The organism is Streptomyces sp. NPDC051822, from assembly GCF_044452745.1.
Classification (GTDB): domain Bacteria; phylum Actinomycetota; class Actinomycetes; order Streptomycetales; family Streptomycetaceae; genus Streptomyces.
Genome location: NZ_JBITBZ010000001.1, coordinates 969912 through 984963, shown reverse-complemented (window position 1 = coordinate 984963; position 15052 = coordinate 969912). Strand labels below are relative to the sequence as shown.

At 71.2% G+C, this 15052-nt stretch carries 13 protein-coding genes, 1 tRNA gene and 1 pseudogene; 7 read left to right on the top strand and 8 right to left on the bottom strand.

All coding sequences use genetic code 11. The features are described 5' to 3' along the window. Positions 1 to 32: 32 nt before the first annotated feature. The gene (locus tag ACIA8N_RS04435) at positions 33 to 1295 is read right to left on the bottom strand and encodes a transposase (protein WP_030553000.1); all 1263 of its coding nucleotides are present in this window, start codon (positions 1293 to 1295) and stop codon (positions 33 to 35) included. A 370-nt stretch (positions 1296 to 1665) separates the two neighbouring features. Here ACIA8N_RS04435 and ACIA8N_RS04430 point away from each other — a divergent pair, with 370 nt between their 5' ends. Both ACIA8N_RS04430 and crcB read left to right on the top strand, forming a co-directional pair. Next, complete coding sequence (locus ACIA8N_RS04430) at positions 1666 to 2109, top strand: CrcB family protein (RefSeq protein ID WP_365778077.1); 444 nt, start codon at positions 1666 to 1668, stop codon at positions 2107 to 2109. Continuing rightward, a complete protein-coding gene (gene crcB / locus ACIA8N_RS04425; RefSeq protein WP_365778079.1) occupies positions 2106 to 2459 on the top strand; it encodes a fluoride efflux transporter CrcB in 354 nt (117 codons plus the stop codon). Before ACIA8N_RS04430 ends, crcB begins: the two co-directional genes overlap by 4 nt. A gap of 12 nt (positions 2460 to 2471) precedes the next feature. On the opposite strand, the gene pucL is transcribed toward crcB, so the two are convergent. Beyond that, a complete protein-coding gene (gene pucL, locus ACIA8N_RS04420) occupies positions 2472 to 3389 on the bottom strand; it encodes a factor-independent urate hydroxylase (RefSeq protein WP_365778081.1) in 918 nt (305 codons plus the stop codon). 413 nt (positions 3390 to 3802) lie between these two features. Here pucL and kdpF point away from each other — a divergent pair, with 413 nt between their 5' ends. The 4 genes from kdpF to ACIA8N_RS04400 are packed head-to-tail and all read left to right on the top strand — an operon-like array spanning position 3803 to position 8327. Next, positions 3803 to 3892, top strand: coding sequence for a K(+)-transporting ATPase subunit F (gene kdpF / locus ACIA8N_RS04415; RefSeq protein ID WP_033204243.1), 90 nt, complete (start codon positions 3803 to 3805; stop codon positions 3890 to 3892). 8 nt (positions 3893 to 3900) lie between these two features. Beyond that, positions 3901 to 5565 carry a potassium-transporting ATPase subunit KdpA gene (gene kdpA / locus ACIA8N_RS04410; RefSeq protein ID WP_365778083.1) on the top strand — a complete coding sequence of 555 codons (1665 nt, stop codon included), beginning with the start codon at positions 3901 to 3903 and terminating at the stop codon, positions 5563 to 5565. Next, positions 5562 to 7667 (top strand): potassium-transporting ATPase subunit KdpB, encoded by a 2106-nt coding sequence (kdpB, locus tag ACIA8N_RS04405; RefSeq protein ID WP_365778085.1) that lies wholly within the window; start codon positions 5562 to 5564, stop codon positions 7665 to 7667. Before kdpA ends, kdpB begins: the two co-directional genes overlap by 4 nt. A gap of 6 nt (positions 7668 to 7673) precedes the next feature. Continuing rightward, the gene (locus tag ACIA8N_RS04400) at positions 7674 to 8327 is read left to right on the top strand and encodes a potassium-transporting ATPase subunit C (protein ID WP_365778087.1); all 654 of its coding nucleotides are present in this window, start codon (positions 7674 to 7676) and stop codon (positions 8325 to 8327) included. 35 nt (positions 8328 to 8362) lie between these two features. Here the strand turns inward: ACIA8N_RS04400 and ACIA8N_RS04395 are convergent, their stop codons facing one another. Then, the gene (locus ACIA8N_RS04395) at positions 8363 to 9511 is read right to left on the bottom strand and encodes a winged helix DNA-binding domain-containing protein (RefSeq protein ID WP_365778089.1); all 1149 of its coding nucleotides are present in this window, start codon (positions 9509 to 9511) and stop codon (positions 8363 to 8365) included. 131 nt (positions 9512 to 9642) lie between these two features. Between ACIA8N_RS04395 and ACIA8N_RS04390 the strand changes: the two genes are divergently transcribed. Continuing rightward, the gene (locus ACIA8N_RS04390; RefSeq protein WP_365778091.1) at positions 9643 to 10980 is read left to right on the top strand and encodes an esterase-like activity of phytase family protein; all 1338 of its coding nucleotides are present in this window, start codon (positions 9643 to 9645) and stop codon (positions 10978 to 10980) included. A gap of 49 nt (positions 10981 to 11029) precedes the next feature. Here ACIA8N_RS04390 and ACIA8N_RS04385 read toward each other — a convergent pair whose 3' ends face one another. The 5 genes and pseudogenes from ACIA8N_RS04385 to ACIA8N_RS04365 all read right to left on the bottom strand — a co-directional run bounded on the left by ACIA8N_RS04385 (position 11030) and on the right by ACIA8N_RS04365 (position 14790). Continuing rightward, positions 11030 to 11686, bottom strand: a complete 657-nt coding sequence (locus ACIA8N_RS04385; RefSeq protein WP_365778093.1) for an endonuclease — start codon at positions 11684 to 11686, stop codon at positions 11030 to 11032. A 161-nt stretch (positions 11687 to 11847) separates the two neighbouring features. After that, complete coding sequence (locus ACIA8N_RS04380; RefSeq protein ID WP_365778095.1) at positions 11848 to 12342, bottom strand: hypothetical protein; 495 nt, start codon at positions 12340 to 12342, stop codon at positions 11848 to 11850. Between the two features lie 501 nt (positions 12343 to 12843). Further along, positions 12844 to 14064 (bottom strand): lipase family protein, encoded by a 1221-nt coding sequence (locus tag ACIA8N_RS04375; protein WP_365778097.1) that lies wholly within the window; start codon positions 14062 to 14064, stop codon positions 12844 to 12846. Positions 14065 to 14234: 170 nt separating this feature from the next. Then, positions 14235 to 14653, bottom strand: a pseudogene (locus tag ACIA8N_RS04370) (hypothetical protein); the annotation flags it as partial. A gap of 64 nt (positions 14654 to 14717) precedes the next feature. Beyond that, positions 14718 to 14790: transfer RNA gene (locus ACIA8N_RS04365), tRNA-Arg, on the bottom strand. Positions 14791 to 15052 lie beyond the last annotated feature (262 nt).

Here is a 15052-nt window from a genome sequence, read left to right as displayed (position 1 = left end):
CGCGCGTACGGACGTCCCGCCCCGGCGAGCCCTCAGCTGGCCGTGCGGCCCGAGCGGTAGCCGGTGCCGTAGGGCGCGTCCCAGTCGTTCGCGGCCAGGACCGTCGCCGCGTGGGCGGCCGAGGCCAGCGTGATGTGCCGGTGCCAGCCACGGAACGAGCGGCCCACGAAGTCCCGCAGCCCCGCCTCCTCCCCGACCTCGGCGAAGTCCCGCTCCACCCGGCGGCTCAGCTTCGTGAGCCGCACCAGGGAGCCGACAGGCGAACTGGTCAGATCGCTGATCCACACCCGCGCCGGGGCGCGCCGCGGGTCGTCCCACTCGCCGAGCAGCACGAGCGGACGCATCCGCTCCCCGCCCGGCGTGGGCAGCGCCACCCGGACGGCCGTGGCGAGCGAGGTCCGCGAGGTCCGGGCGCCGGCCACGGTGTCGACCCAGCTCACCGGCCTGCGCAGGCCCTTGAGCGAGTCCAGGATCTGCAGGGCGGACAGCGGGCCCGCCCCGAAGCCGGGCAGCGACCGGTCGGCGATGGCGAGCCGGGAGCCCGGGTTGATCCGGGCGACGACCGGCACCCCGGCCGCGGAGAGCCGGGTGAGGGCCGCGCGCCCCGCACCGCCCCGGATGTCGAGCAGCACCGGCTTGCGGGTCACGTCGGACCAGCGGGCGGTGTCGAGCGCCGCGGCGACCGCGCACTCCTCCAGGGTCTCCTCGCCGGCCTCCTGGGGGACCTCCGCGCGGTCGCGCCGGGTGCGGTCGTTGACCCAGGGGTCCGGCAGGAACAGGCGCCAGTTGACGGGAACGCTCAGCTCCTCGCCGGCGAACCACACCCCGAACGCCTGCTGGCCGTGGAAGACCTGGCCGCGCTCCGGGTCGAAGCGCCGGTCCACGCCCACCGAGTGCTCCCCGGCCTTCGGGATCGGCATGGGCCGCACCACCCAGGCCTGCGGGCAGCTGTTCAGCTCCAGGAACCGGGCGAGCGCGGCCCGCATGGGCTGCCAGTCCCAGGTGGAGCTGGACACGAAGTGGTGCAGGCTCTGCTCGGCGGCCGGCCCGCCTATCTGGGCGGCGATGTTGCGGATCGACTTGCGGCCCTGCGCGGTGAGCAGGCCGTGCAGGTACTGCTCGGCCTTCAGGCGCTGGTCGCGGCGCGGGAAGCCGGAGAACAGCGCGGCACACAGCTCGGCGTAGACGTCCTCGCGCGAGCCGCCCGCGCGGACGGACCTGACGACGCCCAGGGGAGCGGCCGGAGGAACAGCCCCGGTGACGGCCCTGCGCTTGATTGCGACGGATGTACTCACGACACTCCTGCCCGAAGGTTGCGCAGCTCCCTCCCGCTGCCCCACCACCGTCCCCCGGCACCACCGTCCGGGACGAGGTGTACCCGGCACCCGAATCGGCCGCCGGATGGTGGCCGGACCACCCCTCGCCGTGTCGTCGCAGGTCGGAAGGGTCTCAAGCCCCCTCCGCGCCTCTCCTGCGGACCCCGGCCACGGCCCTCGGGGACGTCCCGGGGGGATCTGACACACTCGCCCGACCGGCTTTGACCCGTCGCAGGGCGTGGCCGGACCATCGCAGAGCGAGGCAGCACAGGCCGGATCCCGGTTAATGCCCCAGGCCGGGAACCGCGCCTGTGCGCCTCGCCTTGTCCACGCCTCGTAACCTGTGGGAATGCGACTGCGCGCCCAACTGCCGGTCGTCGGGGTGGTGGCCGCCGGCGGCGCCCTCGGCGCGAGCGCCCGCTACGGCGCCGGGCTGCTCTGGCCGACCCCGCAAGGCGCCTTCCCCTGGACGACGTTCACGGTGAACGTGACCGGGTGCGCACTCCTCGGCGTGCTGATGGTCCTTCTCACGGAGCGGTCGACCGAGTGGTCGACGGCCGTCCCGCACCCCCTTCTCCGCCCGTTCCTCGGCACCGGGTTCTGCGGCGGGTTCACCACCTTCTCGACGTACGGCCTCGAAACGGAGCGGCTGTTGAGCGGGGGTGACCCGACCCGGGGCCTGCTCTACCTGGGCGGGACCGCGGTCACCGCGCTCGCCGCCGTCCTGGCCGGGGTCACCGCCGCCAGGGCCGTACGCGCGCGGACCGGCCGGCGGCGGACGGGGCGCGCGTGAACTGGCTGCTCGTCGTCGCGGGAGCCGCCGTCGGCGCGCCCCTGCGCTACCTCACGGACCGTGCGGCACGGGCCCGGTTCGGCCCCGGCTTCCCCTGGGGCACGTTCCTGGTGAACGTGGCCGGCTCCTTCCTGCTCGGACTGCTCACCGGGGTCGCGTCGGTCCACGTCCACCTGTTGCTCGGCACGGGCCTGTGCGGAGCCCTGACGACGTACTCGACCTTCTCGTACGAGACGCTGAAGCTGTACGAGGACGGGGAGAAGGGGTACGCGGTGCGCAACGTCGCCGCGAGCCTGGCCGCCGGACTCGGAGCCGTGTGGCTGGGAGTCCGGGCGGCCGGGCTGCTGTGAGCCGGATACGAATCAGGCACTGATCCAGTCGCTGGTCGCGATCACCGGCCGGACGCCGTCGCGGTGGACGGTGCCCTCGATGAGGCCGTACATCCGGTCGGCGGCGAAGTACACCTCGTTGTCGTTCTTCAGGCCGAACGGCTCCAGGTCCACCAGGAAGTGGTGCTTGTTCGGCAGGTTGAGCCGGACCTCGTTGACCGTGGACACGTGGTCGAGGACCCGGCCGGCCATCGCGTGCAGGGTCTGCTGGAGCGAGTAGCTGTACGTCTCCGCGAACGCCTCCAGCATGTGGCGGCGCACCTTCTCGTAGGAGCGGTCCCAGTCGTGCTCCGCGTCCGCCGCCGTCGAGGCCGAGTTCGCCCAGCGGGCGGTCACCTTGGTGGCCAGGATCCGGTCGTACGCCTCCTTGAGCGTCGTGTACCCGTCCTTGATGAAGCCGTGGAACTCGGAGCCGGTCGAGTTCATCACCGTCAGGCCCTTCAGGCCCGAGAGGACCTGGAGCCCCGTGGCCTCCGAGTACGTGACCTGCGCGGTGCGGACCTCCTGCCCCTTGCGCACGAAGGAGTGCTGCTCCTTGCGCGTCGGGACCGGGATCCGTTCCCAGGCGTACTCCTCGACCCGGATCTGCGCTTCGTGGATCACCGGCTGCGAGGACACGAAGTGCCGGGCGAGGAGGACGGCGAAGGCCTCCGGGGAGGCCACGCCGTGCTCCTTGGCGAAGGCGTAGACCGTGTTCTTGGTGGTGTCCGTCGGCAGGCAGTTGCCGTTGTCGCCGGTCAGGTGGACGTCGCGGTACTCACCGCGCAGCGCCACCGACACGTTCAGGTCGCGGATCTCGTGCCACGCGCCGTCGCCGCCCTTGCGGGTGACCGTGACGATGCGGTTCTCGGCCTTGCCGTACTGGTTCTGGGCCAGGACGTGCTTGCTCATGTGCTGCTCAGCTCCTGCGGGTACGTGGATACGGATATCCCGTACGCCCGGCGTCCAGCTCCCCCGTCGTCCTGAGGGTCCGCTCCCCGCCGTCAGGCCCGTGAACGGCGGACCGCCCCGGGACTGACGAGCATCCCGGTCCGTAGGTTTCGCTCGAAGATATGTCCCCTTCCGGCCACTGGCAATGGGGAGAGCCTCGCGTAGGGGAACCGTCAAGACGGGCATTCGCGGCGTTAGGGGCACGTCAACGGCGGCGGAGAGCGGCTTGGAGAGAGGTTTCCTCATCTCGTCCGAGAATCCGTTCTTCCTTCTTCCTTCATCCGGGAGCTCACGATGGCCGACGTGGCCTTCGTCGTCACCACGGTCGCGGTCTTCGCGCTGGTGGCCTTCATCGCCAAGGGGGTGGCCAAGCTGTGAGTGCCGAGAACATCGTCGGTCTCCTCGTGGCCGCCGCCCTGCTTGGCTATCTCGTCCTCGCCCTCGTCAAGCCCGAGAGGTTCTGAGGTCGACGATGAGTCCTGTTCTTGCCGGCGTTCTCCAGCTGCTGGCGTTGACCGTCGCCCTGGGCCTTTCGTACCGGCCGCTGGGCGACCACATGGCCCGGGTCTACTCCTCCGACAAGCACCTGCGGGTGGAGAAGTGGATCTACAAGGGTATCGGCGCCGACCCGTCGGTGGAGATGCGCTGGCCCGCCTACCTGCGCGGCGTCCTCGCCTTCTCCGCCGTCGGCGTCCTCTTCCTCTACCTGCTCCAGCGGGTGCAGGGATCGCTGCCCGGCTCGCTCGGCTTCGTGTCGATCGACCCGGACCAGGCGTTCAACACCGCAGCCTCCTTCGTCGCCAACACCAACTGGCAGTCGTACTACGGCGAACAGGCCATGGGCCACGTCGTGCAGACCGGCGGCCTCGCGGTGCAGAACTTCGTGTCGGCGGCGGTGGGGATCGCGGTCGCGGTCGCCCTCGTACGGGGCTTCGCCAGGTCCCGTACCGGCGAACTGGGCAACTTCTGGACCGACCTGGTCCGGGGTGTCCTCCGGATCCTGCTCCCGATCTCCGTCGTGGGCGCGGTCGTCCTCGTGGCCTGCGGTGCGATCCAGAACTTCGCCGGGATCCACGAGGTGGGGCAGTTCGCGGGAGGGGCGCAGCAGTGGAACGGCGGCGCCGTCGCCTCGCAGGAGGTCATCAAGGAGCTGGGCACCAACGGCGGCGGCTACTTCAACGCCAACTCCGCCCACCCCTTCGAGAACCCCAGTCCGCTGTCGAACCTCTTCGAGATCTACCTCATCCTGCTCATCCCCTTCGCGCTGACGCGGACCTTCGGCCGGATGGTCGGATCGCTGCGGCAGGGGTACGCGATCCTCGGCACGATGGCGGCCATCTGGCTCGTCTTCACCGGCCTGATGCTGTGGACCGAATTCGCCGGCGGGGGACCGGCCTTCGAGCTGGCCGGCGGGGCGATGGAAGGCAAGGAGACCCGGTTCGGCATCGGCGGGTCGGCGATCTTCTCGGTCGCCACGACGCTGACCTCCACCGGCGCCGTGAACTCCTTCCACTCCTCGTACACGGGCTTCGGCGGCGGCATCACGATGCTGGGCATGCAACTGGGCGAGATCGCGCCCGGCGGGGTCGGCTCCGGCCTCTACGGCATGCTGATCATGGCGGTCATCGCCGTGTTCATCGCCGGGCTGATGGTCGGCCGGACCCCCGAGTACCTGGGGAAGAAGATCGGCACCCGCCAGATCACGTTCGCGGCCTGCTACATCCTCGTCACCCCGGCGCTCGTCCTCGGCTTCACCGCCGTCGCCATGGCTCTCGACACGCCGTCGCACTCGATGACGAACTCCGGCGCGCACGGATTCTCCGAGATCCTCTACGCCTACACCTCGGGCGCCAACAACAACGGCTCGGCCTTCGCGGGTCTGAACGCCGACACCCAGTGGTTCAACTCGACGATCGGCACCGCGATGCTGCTCGGCCGGTTCCTGCCCATGGTGTTCGTCCTCGCGCTCGCCGGTTCCCTTGCCGAGCAGACGCCCGTACCCGAGACGGCGGGCACCCTGCGGACCGAGAAGCCGCTGTTCACCGGCCTGCTCGTCGGCACGATCCTCATCGTCGCCGGACTCACCTACTTCCCGGCCCTCGCCCTTGGCCCGCTCGCCGAAGGACTCGCAGCATGAGCACCCTCACTCCCACCAGGCCCCCGGAGTCGGGGGCGCCCATCGGCCGGCCGGCCGGGGCCGGCCGCGTCGGCGGCGGCCTCTTCGACCCGAAGCAACTGGTCACGTCCCTCCCGGACGCGGTCAGGAAGCTCGACCCGCGGGTCATGGTCAAGTCGCCGGTCATGTTCGTGGTGCTGACCGGTTCGGTCGTGACCACGGTCCTCGCCCTCAAGAACCCGGGGGACTGGTTCGGCTGGGCGATCACCGCCTGGCTGTGGCTGACCACGGTCTTCGCCAACCTGGCGGAGGCGGTGGCCGAGGGCCGGGGCAAGGCGCAGGCCGACACCCTGCGCAAGGCCAAGACCGACACGGTCGCCCGCAGGATCGACGGCTCGCACGAGGAGCGGGTCCCGGGCACGGAGCTGCGCGTCGGAGACCTGGTGGTCTGCGAGGCCGGTGACGTCATCCCCGGCGACGGTGACGTCGTGGAGGGCGTGGCGTCGGTCGACGAGTCCGCGATCACGGGCGAGTCGGCGCCCGTCATCCGCGAGTCAGGCGGCGACCGGTGCGCGGTGACGGGCGGCACGAAGGTCCTCTCGGACCGGATCGTCGTGAAGATCACGACGAAGCCCGGCGAGACCTTCATCGACCGGATGATCAACCTGGTCGAGGGCGCGGCACGGCAGAAGACACCCAACGAGATCGCGCTCAACATCCTGCTCGCCTCGCTGACGATCGTCTTCCTGCTCGCCGTCGTCACCCTCAAGCCCTTCGCGATCTACGCGGGCGCCGACAAGCAGACGTCGATGATCGTCCTCACCGCCCTCCTCGTGTGCCTGATTCCGACGACCATCGGCGCCCTGCTGTCCGCCATCGGCATCGCCGGCATGGACCGGCTCGTGCAGCGCAACGTCCTCGCGATGTCCGGCCGGGCCGTCGAGGCGGCCGGTGACGTGAGCACCCTGCTCCTGGACAAGACGGGCACCATCACGCTGGGCAACCGCCAGGCGGCCGAGTTCGTCCCGGTGCGCGGGACGACGGAGGCCGAGGTCGCGGACGCCGCCCAGCTCTCCTCGCTCGCCGACGAGACGCCCGAGGGCCGCTCGGTCGTAGTCCTGGCCAAGGAGAGGTACGGGCTGCGGGAGCGCCACCAGGGTGAGCTGGCGCACGCCACGTGGATCGAGTTCACCGCGCAGACCCGTATGTCGGGCGTGGACGTGGACGGCCGGAAGATCCGCAAGGGCGCCACCGGTTCGGTCGTCGCGTGGGTGAAGGAGCAGGGTGGCACTGTCGCCGATGACGCACAGGCGCTCACGGACCGGATTTCCGAGGCTGGTGGCACGCCGCTGCTGGTGGCTGTGGAAGACGGCAAGGGCGCGCGTGTCCTGGGCGTCGTCCACTTGAAGGACGTGGTGAAGGAGGGCATGCGGGAGCGGTTCGACGAACTGCGCCGCATGGGCATCCGTACGGTCATGATCACGGGCGACAACCCCCTGACCGCGAAGGCCATCGCCGAGGAGGCCGGAGTCGACGACTTCCTCGCCGAGGCGACGCCCGAGGACAAGATGGCGCTCATCAAACGCGAGCAGGCGGGCGGGAAGCTCGTCGCCATGACCGGCGACGGCACCAACGACGCCCCCGCGCTCGCCCAGGCCGACGTCGGCGTGGCCATGAACACCGGGACGTCGGCCGCGAAGGAGGCCGGCAACATGGTCGACCTCGACTCCGACCCGACGAAGCTCATCGAGATCGTCGAGATCGGCAAGCAACTCCTCATCACCCGGGGCGCGCTGACGACGTTCTCGATCGCCAACGACGTCGCGAAGTACTTCGCGATCATCCCCGCGATGTTCACGGTGGCGTACCCGAGCCTGGACAAGCTCAACATCATGGGCCTGGCCTCGCCCGAGTCCGCGATCCTCTCCGCCGTCATCTTCAACGCGCTGATCATCGTCGCCCTGGTCCCGCTGGCACTGAAGGGCGTCCGCTACCGGCCGTCGAGCGCCGACTCGATGCTCCGGCGCAACCTCGGGATCTACGGACTCGGCGGCCTGATCGCCCCGTTCATCGGCATCAAGCTCATCGACCTGCTCATCTCTCTCATCCCCGGAATCGGCTGATCCACGATGAACAACTCAGCAGCGAACACGGGACGAGTCCTCTGGGCGGGACTGCGCGCCCTCCTCGTCCTCACCGTCGTGTGCGGCGTGCTCTACCCGCTCGCCGTCACCGGCATCGCCCAGGCGGCCTTCCCATGGCGGGCGAACGGCTCCGAGGTCGAGGACGCGAGCGGGAGGACCGTCGGCTCCGCGCTCATCGGCCAGACGTACCTGACCGACGGCAAGCCGGACCTGCGCTGGTTCCAGCCACGCCCGTCCAACGGCCTCGGCACCAACAGCGTCAACACCGAGTACCGGCTGATCCTCTCCGGCGCCACCAACCGCTCGGGCGACAACGCCGACCTGATCCAGTGGGTCGAGGCCGCGAAGGCGGCCGTGATCAGGGACAACTCGGTGAACGGCCACACGGTGAAGCCCTCGGACGTGCCCGCCGACGCGGTCACCTCCTCCGGCTCGGGCCTGGACCCGCACATCTCCCCGGCGTACGCGAAGCTCCAGGCGCACCGGGTCGCGGCCAGGAACCACCTGCCCGTCACGGAGGTCGACGAGCTGATCGCCGCCCACACGGACGACCGCGTCCTCGGCTTCGTCGGCGAACCCCGCGTCAACGTCCTCCAGCTCAACATCGCGCTGCGGGACGTGGTGGAGCGGCGGGGCTGACCGGTACGGGATGCCCGCGCTGTCGAGGCCCCGCGTCAGGCGGCCGGGAGGATCCGGGTCTCGACGCTCGGCAGCCCCTTGGCCCACCAGTGGTCGTAGCGGGCGTAGACCCGGGGGTCCCGCGCGGCGAGGAAGCCGCCCAGGGCGCCGGCCTCGGCCGCGAGGCCCTCCCAGGCCGCGGCGGGCAGCGGGTGGAAGGCCGAGGCCTCGATGCCGCCCTCGACCGGCCGCCACACTCCGGCGACGTACCCGTCGACGAGGAGCGTCGGCAGGGTGTCGCCGTTCACGCGGATGACGTGCTTGCGGTACGCGGGCGGGATGACGCGGCTCCGGTCCGCGTAGGCCAGCAGGACGCTGTCCCACATGGCCATGAGGCGGGGCGGCGCCTGGACCCCCTCGTCGGGCCGGGGCGCGCCGGGCACGTCGTACAGCACCGTGCCTTCGGGCCCCTCCAGCCGCTCCAGCTCCCCGTCGAGGGCCGCCACCGCCGCGCGCACCATGCCCCGGGGCGCCATCGTGAACTGCGCCATGTCGGGAACGGACGCCGGGCCGAAGCCCTCCAGGTAGCGCCGGACCAGGGTGGTGAGCCCCGCGTGCGCCGCCTCCGGGTCGGCGAGAACCGGCGGCGTGCTCGCCGTCACGAACGCCTGCGCCGGCCCGTACGACCACGGCGGCCCCGTCGGCGCGTGCCACAACGGCGCGTACTGGCGCATCATCCGCCACACCACGGCCTCCACCGGCCCGCCGCGCGCCGCCTCCAGGCGGGCCCGCAGCTGGGCCCCGGTCCGCGCCTCCCGGGCGTACGCCAGCAGATCGGGCAGCAGCTCGTCGGCGTCGGCCGCCGTGAACCCCGCCGCCTTGAAACGCGGATCGTGCAGCCGTGAACCGCGCAGCGTCGGCTCCATGCCCTCCCGGAAGGCCCGCCAGTCCTCGGCGTGCACCAGATGGAGGGTGAGCCGCATCAGGGTCGACCTGACCAGCTCGTAATCGGCCACGGCCCCGTCGAGCCGTTCCGGCTCGAAGCCCGCGACCCGGTTCCAGAGCGCGACGTACGGCGAACCCGGCTGCTGCGCCTGGAGCGCCACCACCCGCCGGACGGCCTCCCCGACGCCGACCGGGGTCCGGTCGAGGAGCAACTGCCGGGCGAGAGTGGCGCGGTTGAGCCCGCGCGTGGTGATCACCATGATCCGATTATCCCTGCGCGTTCACCCAGGGCTCATGCCGCCGTCGGGAGCCCGACGCTCGCCGTTGTGGCCGGAAACGGACCATGAGGCGGCCTCCACGGGTGGCATTCCACGTGTTCAAGGGAGTTCAGATGAATCCGCGCCTCCTCCGCAGGCCCGCCGTCGTGGCCCTGCCCCTGACCACCGCGCTCGCGCTCTCGGTGGTCATGGGCACGGCCGAGGCGGAGCCCGCGCGGCACGGCTCGCCCGCCCGGGTCCTCTCCACCTCGACCCTGCCCGACATCCCGCTGGCCGCCTTCAGCAACGGCCTGCTGCCCGGCAGCGTCGACGACGACCGGGACGTCGACCTGGGAGGCATCGGCAGCGACCTGTACCCGGCCGAACGGCGCGGCGAGTACTGGACGGTCACCGACCGCGGCCCCAACGGCCAGATCGCCGTCGGCAAGGACAAGCGGCGCACGTTCCCCGTGCCCGGCTTCGACCCGGCCATCGTGAAGGTCCGCGTCGTCGGCGACCGCGTCGAGGTCCTGAAGTCCATCCCGCTCACCACCGCCTCCGGCGCCCCCGTCACCGGCCTCCCGAACCAGCAGGGCCGCGACGAGGCCCCGTACACGTACGACGCCTCGACCCCCCTCCCGTACAACCCGAACGGTCTCGACACCGAGGGCCTCGTGCGGGACAGGGACGGCGGCTTCTGGCTGGTCGACGAGTACGGCCCCTCGCTCGTGCACGTCTCCGCGAAGGGCCGCGTCCTCGCCCGCCACGTGCCCGAGGGCCTGAACCTGACCGGCGCGGACTACCCGGTCGTCGAGTCCCTGCCGTCGGTCTTCCTCAAGCGCAAGACCAACCGCGGCTTCGAGGGCCTCACCCTGCTGCCCGACGGCGACCTGGTCATGGCCCTGCAGAGCCCCCTGCTCAACCCCGACAAGGCCTCCGGCGAGGACTCCCGGACGACCCGGCTGCTGCGCTTCTCGACGCGCGAGCACCGGGTCACGGCCGAGTACGCGTACCGCTTCGACCCGGTCGGCGTCGTCGAGCCCGGCCAGACCAAGACCTCCGAGCTGAAGATCTCCTCCGTGGTCGCGCTCGGCGGCGACCGCCTCCTGGTCCAGGAGCGCACCGACAAGGCCTCCCGCCTGTACGAGGTACGCCTCCGCCGCGGCTCCGACATCCTCGGCTCGCGCTGGGACACGACGGCTGCCCCCACCCTGGAGCAGCTCGACGACGAGACCGCCGCCGACGCGCCGGTCCTCGGCAAGCGCCTGGTGGTCGACCTGAACACGGTCGCGGGGGTCCCCGGCAAGATCGAGGGCGTCGCCGTCGAAGGCTCGTCGACGCTCGTCCTCCTCAACGACAACGACTTCGGCATGACGGACGGCCCGCAGGCCTTCGACGCGAACGGCCGCCTGGTCGACAGCGACGTGGACACCACCCTGGTACGCGTGAGGCTGCCCCGCCCGGTCCGCTGAGCACGACGCCGGGCTCGCGGGGCTCAGGCGGCGCGCGAGCACCGCTAGCTCAGGCGGCGCGCGACCGCACCGACTCCCGCAGCTCCCGCTCCGCGTCCTTGGACAGGCTGACGCGGACGAGGGCGGCAGCCAGCGGGGCCACGTCCTGGGGCGGGACGTGCCGGGCGAGCCCGGCCGGGGTGCGGGGGAGGCCCAGGCCGGCCGCGGTCGCGCAGGAGCGCTCGTCGAAGAAGGGGCGCAGTTCCGGCCAGACGGCCTGGACCTCCCGGCAGAAGATGTCGGCGCCGACGGGGCCGATCCGGGGCACCTCCCGCAGCAGCCCGCGCAGCTCCTCGACGTCACCGCCCGCCCGCTCCCGGAGCAGACGCAGATCTCCGTGGTACCGGTCGAGGACGAGCTCCGCCCCTTCTCCGAGGGCGGTGGCGGTGCTCTCGTCGTACCGCACGTAGTGGGCCCGCCCGAGCGCGTCCACGCGCTGCTGCCAGGAGGCGTCCAGCATGGCCCGGGGCGCCCGGAAGCCGGCGGAGAACAGCTCCCGGGCGGCGGCGGTGGCGACGTCGGCCCGGATCCGGACCGAGCACAGCACGGTGAGGACGAGCAGCTGGTAGAGCGGCGAGGGCTTGTCCCGCAGCCGTATCCCGGCCTCTGCGGCATAGGTGCGGCCGTGCTCCCGCAGGAGCCGGTCGATCAACGTGGCGGCGTCCACCGAAGACCTCCCTCCTGGGCCCTCCGTCCTTGGGCGCGTACCCGGAGGACGCCCGGGAACACGCCAGGCCGCCGGCGGAAACCGATGGCCTGGCTGCTGAGGGTGGGCGTCAGTGGTTGACGTCGACCGGAAACCGACGGCCTGGCTGCTGAGGGTGGGCGTCAGTGGTTGACGTCGACCACGATCCGGTTGGGCGCCGTCAGCTTGAAGACCTTGTAGGAGGAGTGCGCCCCGAGGGCGAGACCGAAGGTGTTGCTGTCCTCGAAGCTGTAGACGAGCGCCTGGCCCTTGATGCTCGGGAAGGCGAAGGTCTGCGACCGCGGGCTCGTGTAGGTGGACTGGTAATTGACGTCGAAGGCCTCGGCCGGCATCAGCGTGACCTTGAGGTAGGAGTCGCCCTGGATGGGCACCTGGGTCTCCGACCCCTCCTCGCCCCAGTAGAGCGGGGTGGTCTGGACGCTGGTCGTCCACCCGGGGACGGTGCCCTCGCCGAGGTCGATGACGAACCGGTCGAAGGTGGGGTGGGTGGCCGCGCGAACGCCGAGTATGCAGATGTCGGCGCAGGTGGGAGAGGTCACGGCGACGGCGGGCGTCTGGGTGAGCAGGGTGACCCCGAGCGCTGAGGCCGTCAGGGTGGCGAGTGCGGTCTTGCGCATGCGTACTCCTGCAAAGTGATGAAGTGATGATGTGCTGACGACAAATCAAAAAACCTGTAAAAGAAGCGGACTTCAACGCCGCGTGGGGAAGAAATCGCGCCCCCACCAGGCCGTTTCGGGCCTGGAGCCGCGTGACCGTAGCAAGGATCAGGACACCTCGGGCCGCCGCGAAAAGTAGTTGGCCGGTTTTCGCCTGGGGGTGTCCGTCTACGACCGGAGAAACGGGTCTCTTCAGGACCACGCACGTGATGCGGGCGAGTCCGGACGAGCGGGGACGAGTACGGGCACGCAGGCACGGCGGGAGACGTCCCCGAGCCCGTCATCGGGCACCGCCGGTCCGGTGTCCAAGACGATGTGACCGCGGACGAAGCCGGCGCCTTCGCCGTTCGGCGGCGCCCCGGCCGCCGGCAGCGGCCAAAGAGGAGGGCACGCACAAGTGCCTGACCCGGGTGCCCGGCCGGTCCGAGGTGTCCTTCGCCGGCCGGGCTCCCGCCCCCTGGGTCAGCAGGTGCTCGGCGCGGTCCTGCCCGCGAAGCGGTCCGCGAGCCAGGGGAGGCCGTCGGCGCTCGTGCCCCCGGCCGCGGCGATGTGGCCGGGGATGTAGTTGCCGGCGAACCGCACCGTCGCGCCCCGGCGGCACCAGTCGGCGGCCAGATCCTTGCCGACCTGCTGGGGGACGACGTCGTCCAGGGCGCTGTGGGAGAGCAGGACGGGCACGGCCGGCTTGCGCTTGCCGAGCTGCTGGTCGGCCACGATCGCGTCCCACGGGGCGCGCGTGAGGCGCTCGGTCAGCGGGCGCCCGTCCACGGTGAGGAAACGCGAGTTCAGGAACGGGTACTTGGCGAGGGCCTGCGTCGTGCACAGGTTGTCCCGGAGGTCGTTCGTGACGCGCTTCCCGTGGGCGTTCAGGTATGGGTCGATGTCGATGCCGTACGCGGTGGAGAGGCCGGACAGGGCGTAGTTGAAGAACGCTCCGTAGGCGGAGCCGTCCATGCCGGCGGCGACCTTGTTCATGTCCGCGGGCGGGGCGCCGACGACGGCACCCGTGATCTGGAGCTCGGGCGCGTACGTCGGGGCCAGTTCGGCCGCGGACGCCGTCGCGCCGCCGCCCTGGGAGTAGCCGTAGAGCGCGACGGGACCGGCGTCCGGGAGGTCCACCGCGTCCAGGCGCTGGGCCGCCCGGACGGAGTCCAGGACGGCGCGGCCCTGCGCCTCGCGGGTCATGTAGGTGTGGACTCCGGGCGTGCCGAGGCCCTGGTAGTCGGTCACGACGACGGCGTAGCCCTCGTCCAGGAGCTTCTTGACGGGCAGCGCCTCGTACTCGGTGCCGTCGGCCATCTGCCGCGAGGGCGCGCACTTGTCCGCCAGGCCCTGGGTGCCGGGGGCGAAGGCGACGATCGGTCGTCGGCCGTACGGCGAAGTCCTGGGGTTCAGTACGGTGCCGGTGACGGCGATGGTCTTCCCGGCGCGGTCGGTGGTGCCGTACATGATCCGGTGCACGCTCGCGTCGACCTTGAAGGCCTTGAGCGGGTCCAGGTAGAAGACGCCGGCCTCCGAGCTGAGCACGTCGCCGTTCGCCGCGGGCAGGATCCTCGGCCTCTCCGGCGTACGCGACGGGCCGGCGGCCGCCTCGCCGGACGACACGACGAAGGCGAGGGTGGCGGATGCCGCGGCGGCGAGTGCTGCGACAGCACGTCCGGCCGGGGTGCGACGACAAGGCACGAGGGCTCCTCGGTGAGGGAAAGGGAATCGGAAGATCCACTAGCTATCCGAGGCCCGGCACCCCTCCGCGCAGATACGCCGACGCGCCGCATTTATGGCGTGAACTGATCTCTTGCGTTCTTTGCGGCGATTCATCCGTTCTGCCGCCGGGGTGGCGGCGCCACGGGCGCTCAGGGGCTGGCGGTGTCGCGGACGAAGACGGGCTCGAGGTGCTTCTCGGGGAGGGCGTCCGGGATGTGGGCGCGGACGTTGTCGCGGGCGGTACGCGCGCCGAAGCCCTCGGCGAGCGTGCGGTGCCCGGGGTCGGGATCCACGTACAGGACGTCAAAGGCGCCGACGGCGCGGGCGATGTCGCACCCCTGCAGGCCGATGCTGCGGCGGGCGACGCCGAGGCCATGGCGACGACCGGATCGAGGCCGGCGGGCAGCGGGACCGGCATGGCGTCCGCGTACGGGACGTGGACGAGGTCGGAGAAGAGGCCACCCCGGCCGCCGCCGATCGACACCCCGTACATCGCCATGTGCGGGACGGTGGCGCAGCGGGCGGTGAGCCCGTCGCGCCAGCGGGCGCAGGCGCCGCAGCTGACGGATCAAGCCACCTGCGGCACCTCTGACCAGCGAAGAAGACCCTCCCGAAGGAGGGTCTTGATGTTGTGCCCCCGGCAGGACTCGAACCTGCGGCCAAGTGCTTAGAAGGCACCTGCTCTATCCACTGAGCTACGGGGGCCGGGTGGTGGCTGTGTGGCCGGGAACCCCTTGTGGGTGGGGTGTGGCCTGCCGGGACAAGGATAGGGCTCCGATCACCTTGGCCCGCTTGCTTCACCTGCGTGGCACGATGTGGAGGTTCGGTGAAGCGGAACGATAATCGCAGGCAGGTGCGATTCGCGCAGCGCTTTTCGCGCCACTCGGGGCGGGTGTTGTGCACTCGTTATGCCTGAGGTTCCGGCCACCGCCGCTCTCTTCGGCGCGCAGAGCCCTAATAGGCTTCA

What these genes read in the sequence shown, in the direction of transcription:
- ACIA8N_RS04390 (WP_365778091.1), top strand. Translation starts at nt 9,643, where the DNA reads ATGAATCCGCGCCTCCTCCGCAGGCCCGCCGTCGTGGCCCTGCCCCTG.
- kdpB (WP_365778085.1), top strand. Translation starts at nt 5,562, where the DNA reads ATGAGCACCCTCACTCCCACCAGGCCCCCGGAGTCGGGGGCGCCCATC.
- ACIA8N_RS04430 (WP_365778077.1), top strand. Translation starts at nt 1,666, where the DNA reads ATGCGACTGCGCGCCCAACTGCCGGTCGTCGGGGTGGTGGCCGCCGGC.
- ACIA8N_RS04400 (WP_365778087.1), top strand. Translation starts at nt 7,674, where the DNA reads ATGAACAACTCAGCAGCGAACACGGGACGAGTCCTCTGGGCGGGACTG.
- pucL (WP_365778081.1), bottom strand. Translation starts at nt 3,389, where the DNA reads ATGAGCAAGCACGTCCTGGCCCAGAACCAGTACGGCAAGGCCGAGAAC.
- ACIA8N_RS04380 (WP_365778095.1), bottom strand. Translation starts at nt 12,342, where the DNA reads ATGCGCAAGACCGCACTCGCCACCCTGACGGCCTCAGCGCTCGGGGTC.
- kdpA (WP_365778083.1), top strand. Translation starts at nt 3,901, where the DNA reads ATGAGTCCTGTTCTTGCCGGCGTTCTCCAGCTGCTGGCGTTGACCGTC.
- ACIA8N_RS04395 (WP_365778089.1), bottom strand. Translation starts at nt 9,511, where the DNA reads ATGGTGATCACCACGCGCGGGCTCAACCGCGCCACTCTCGCCCGGCAG.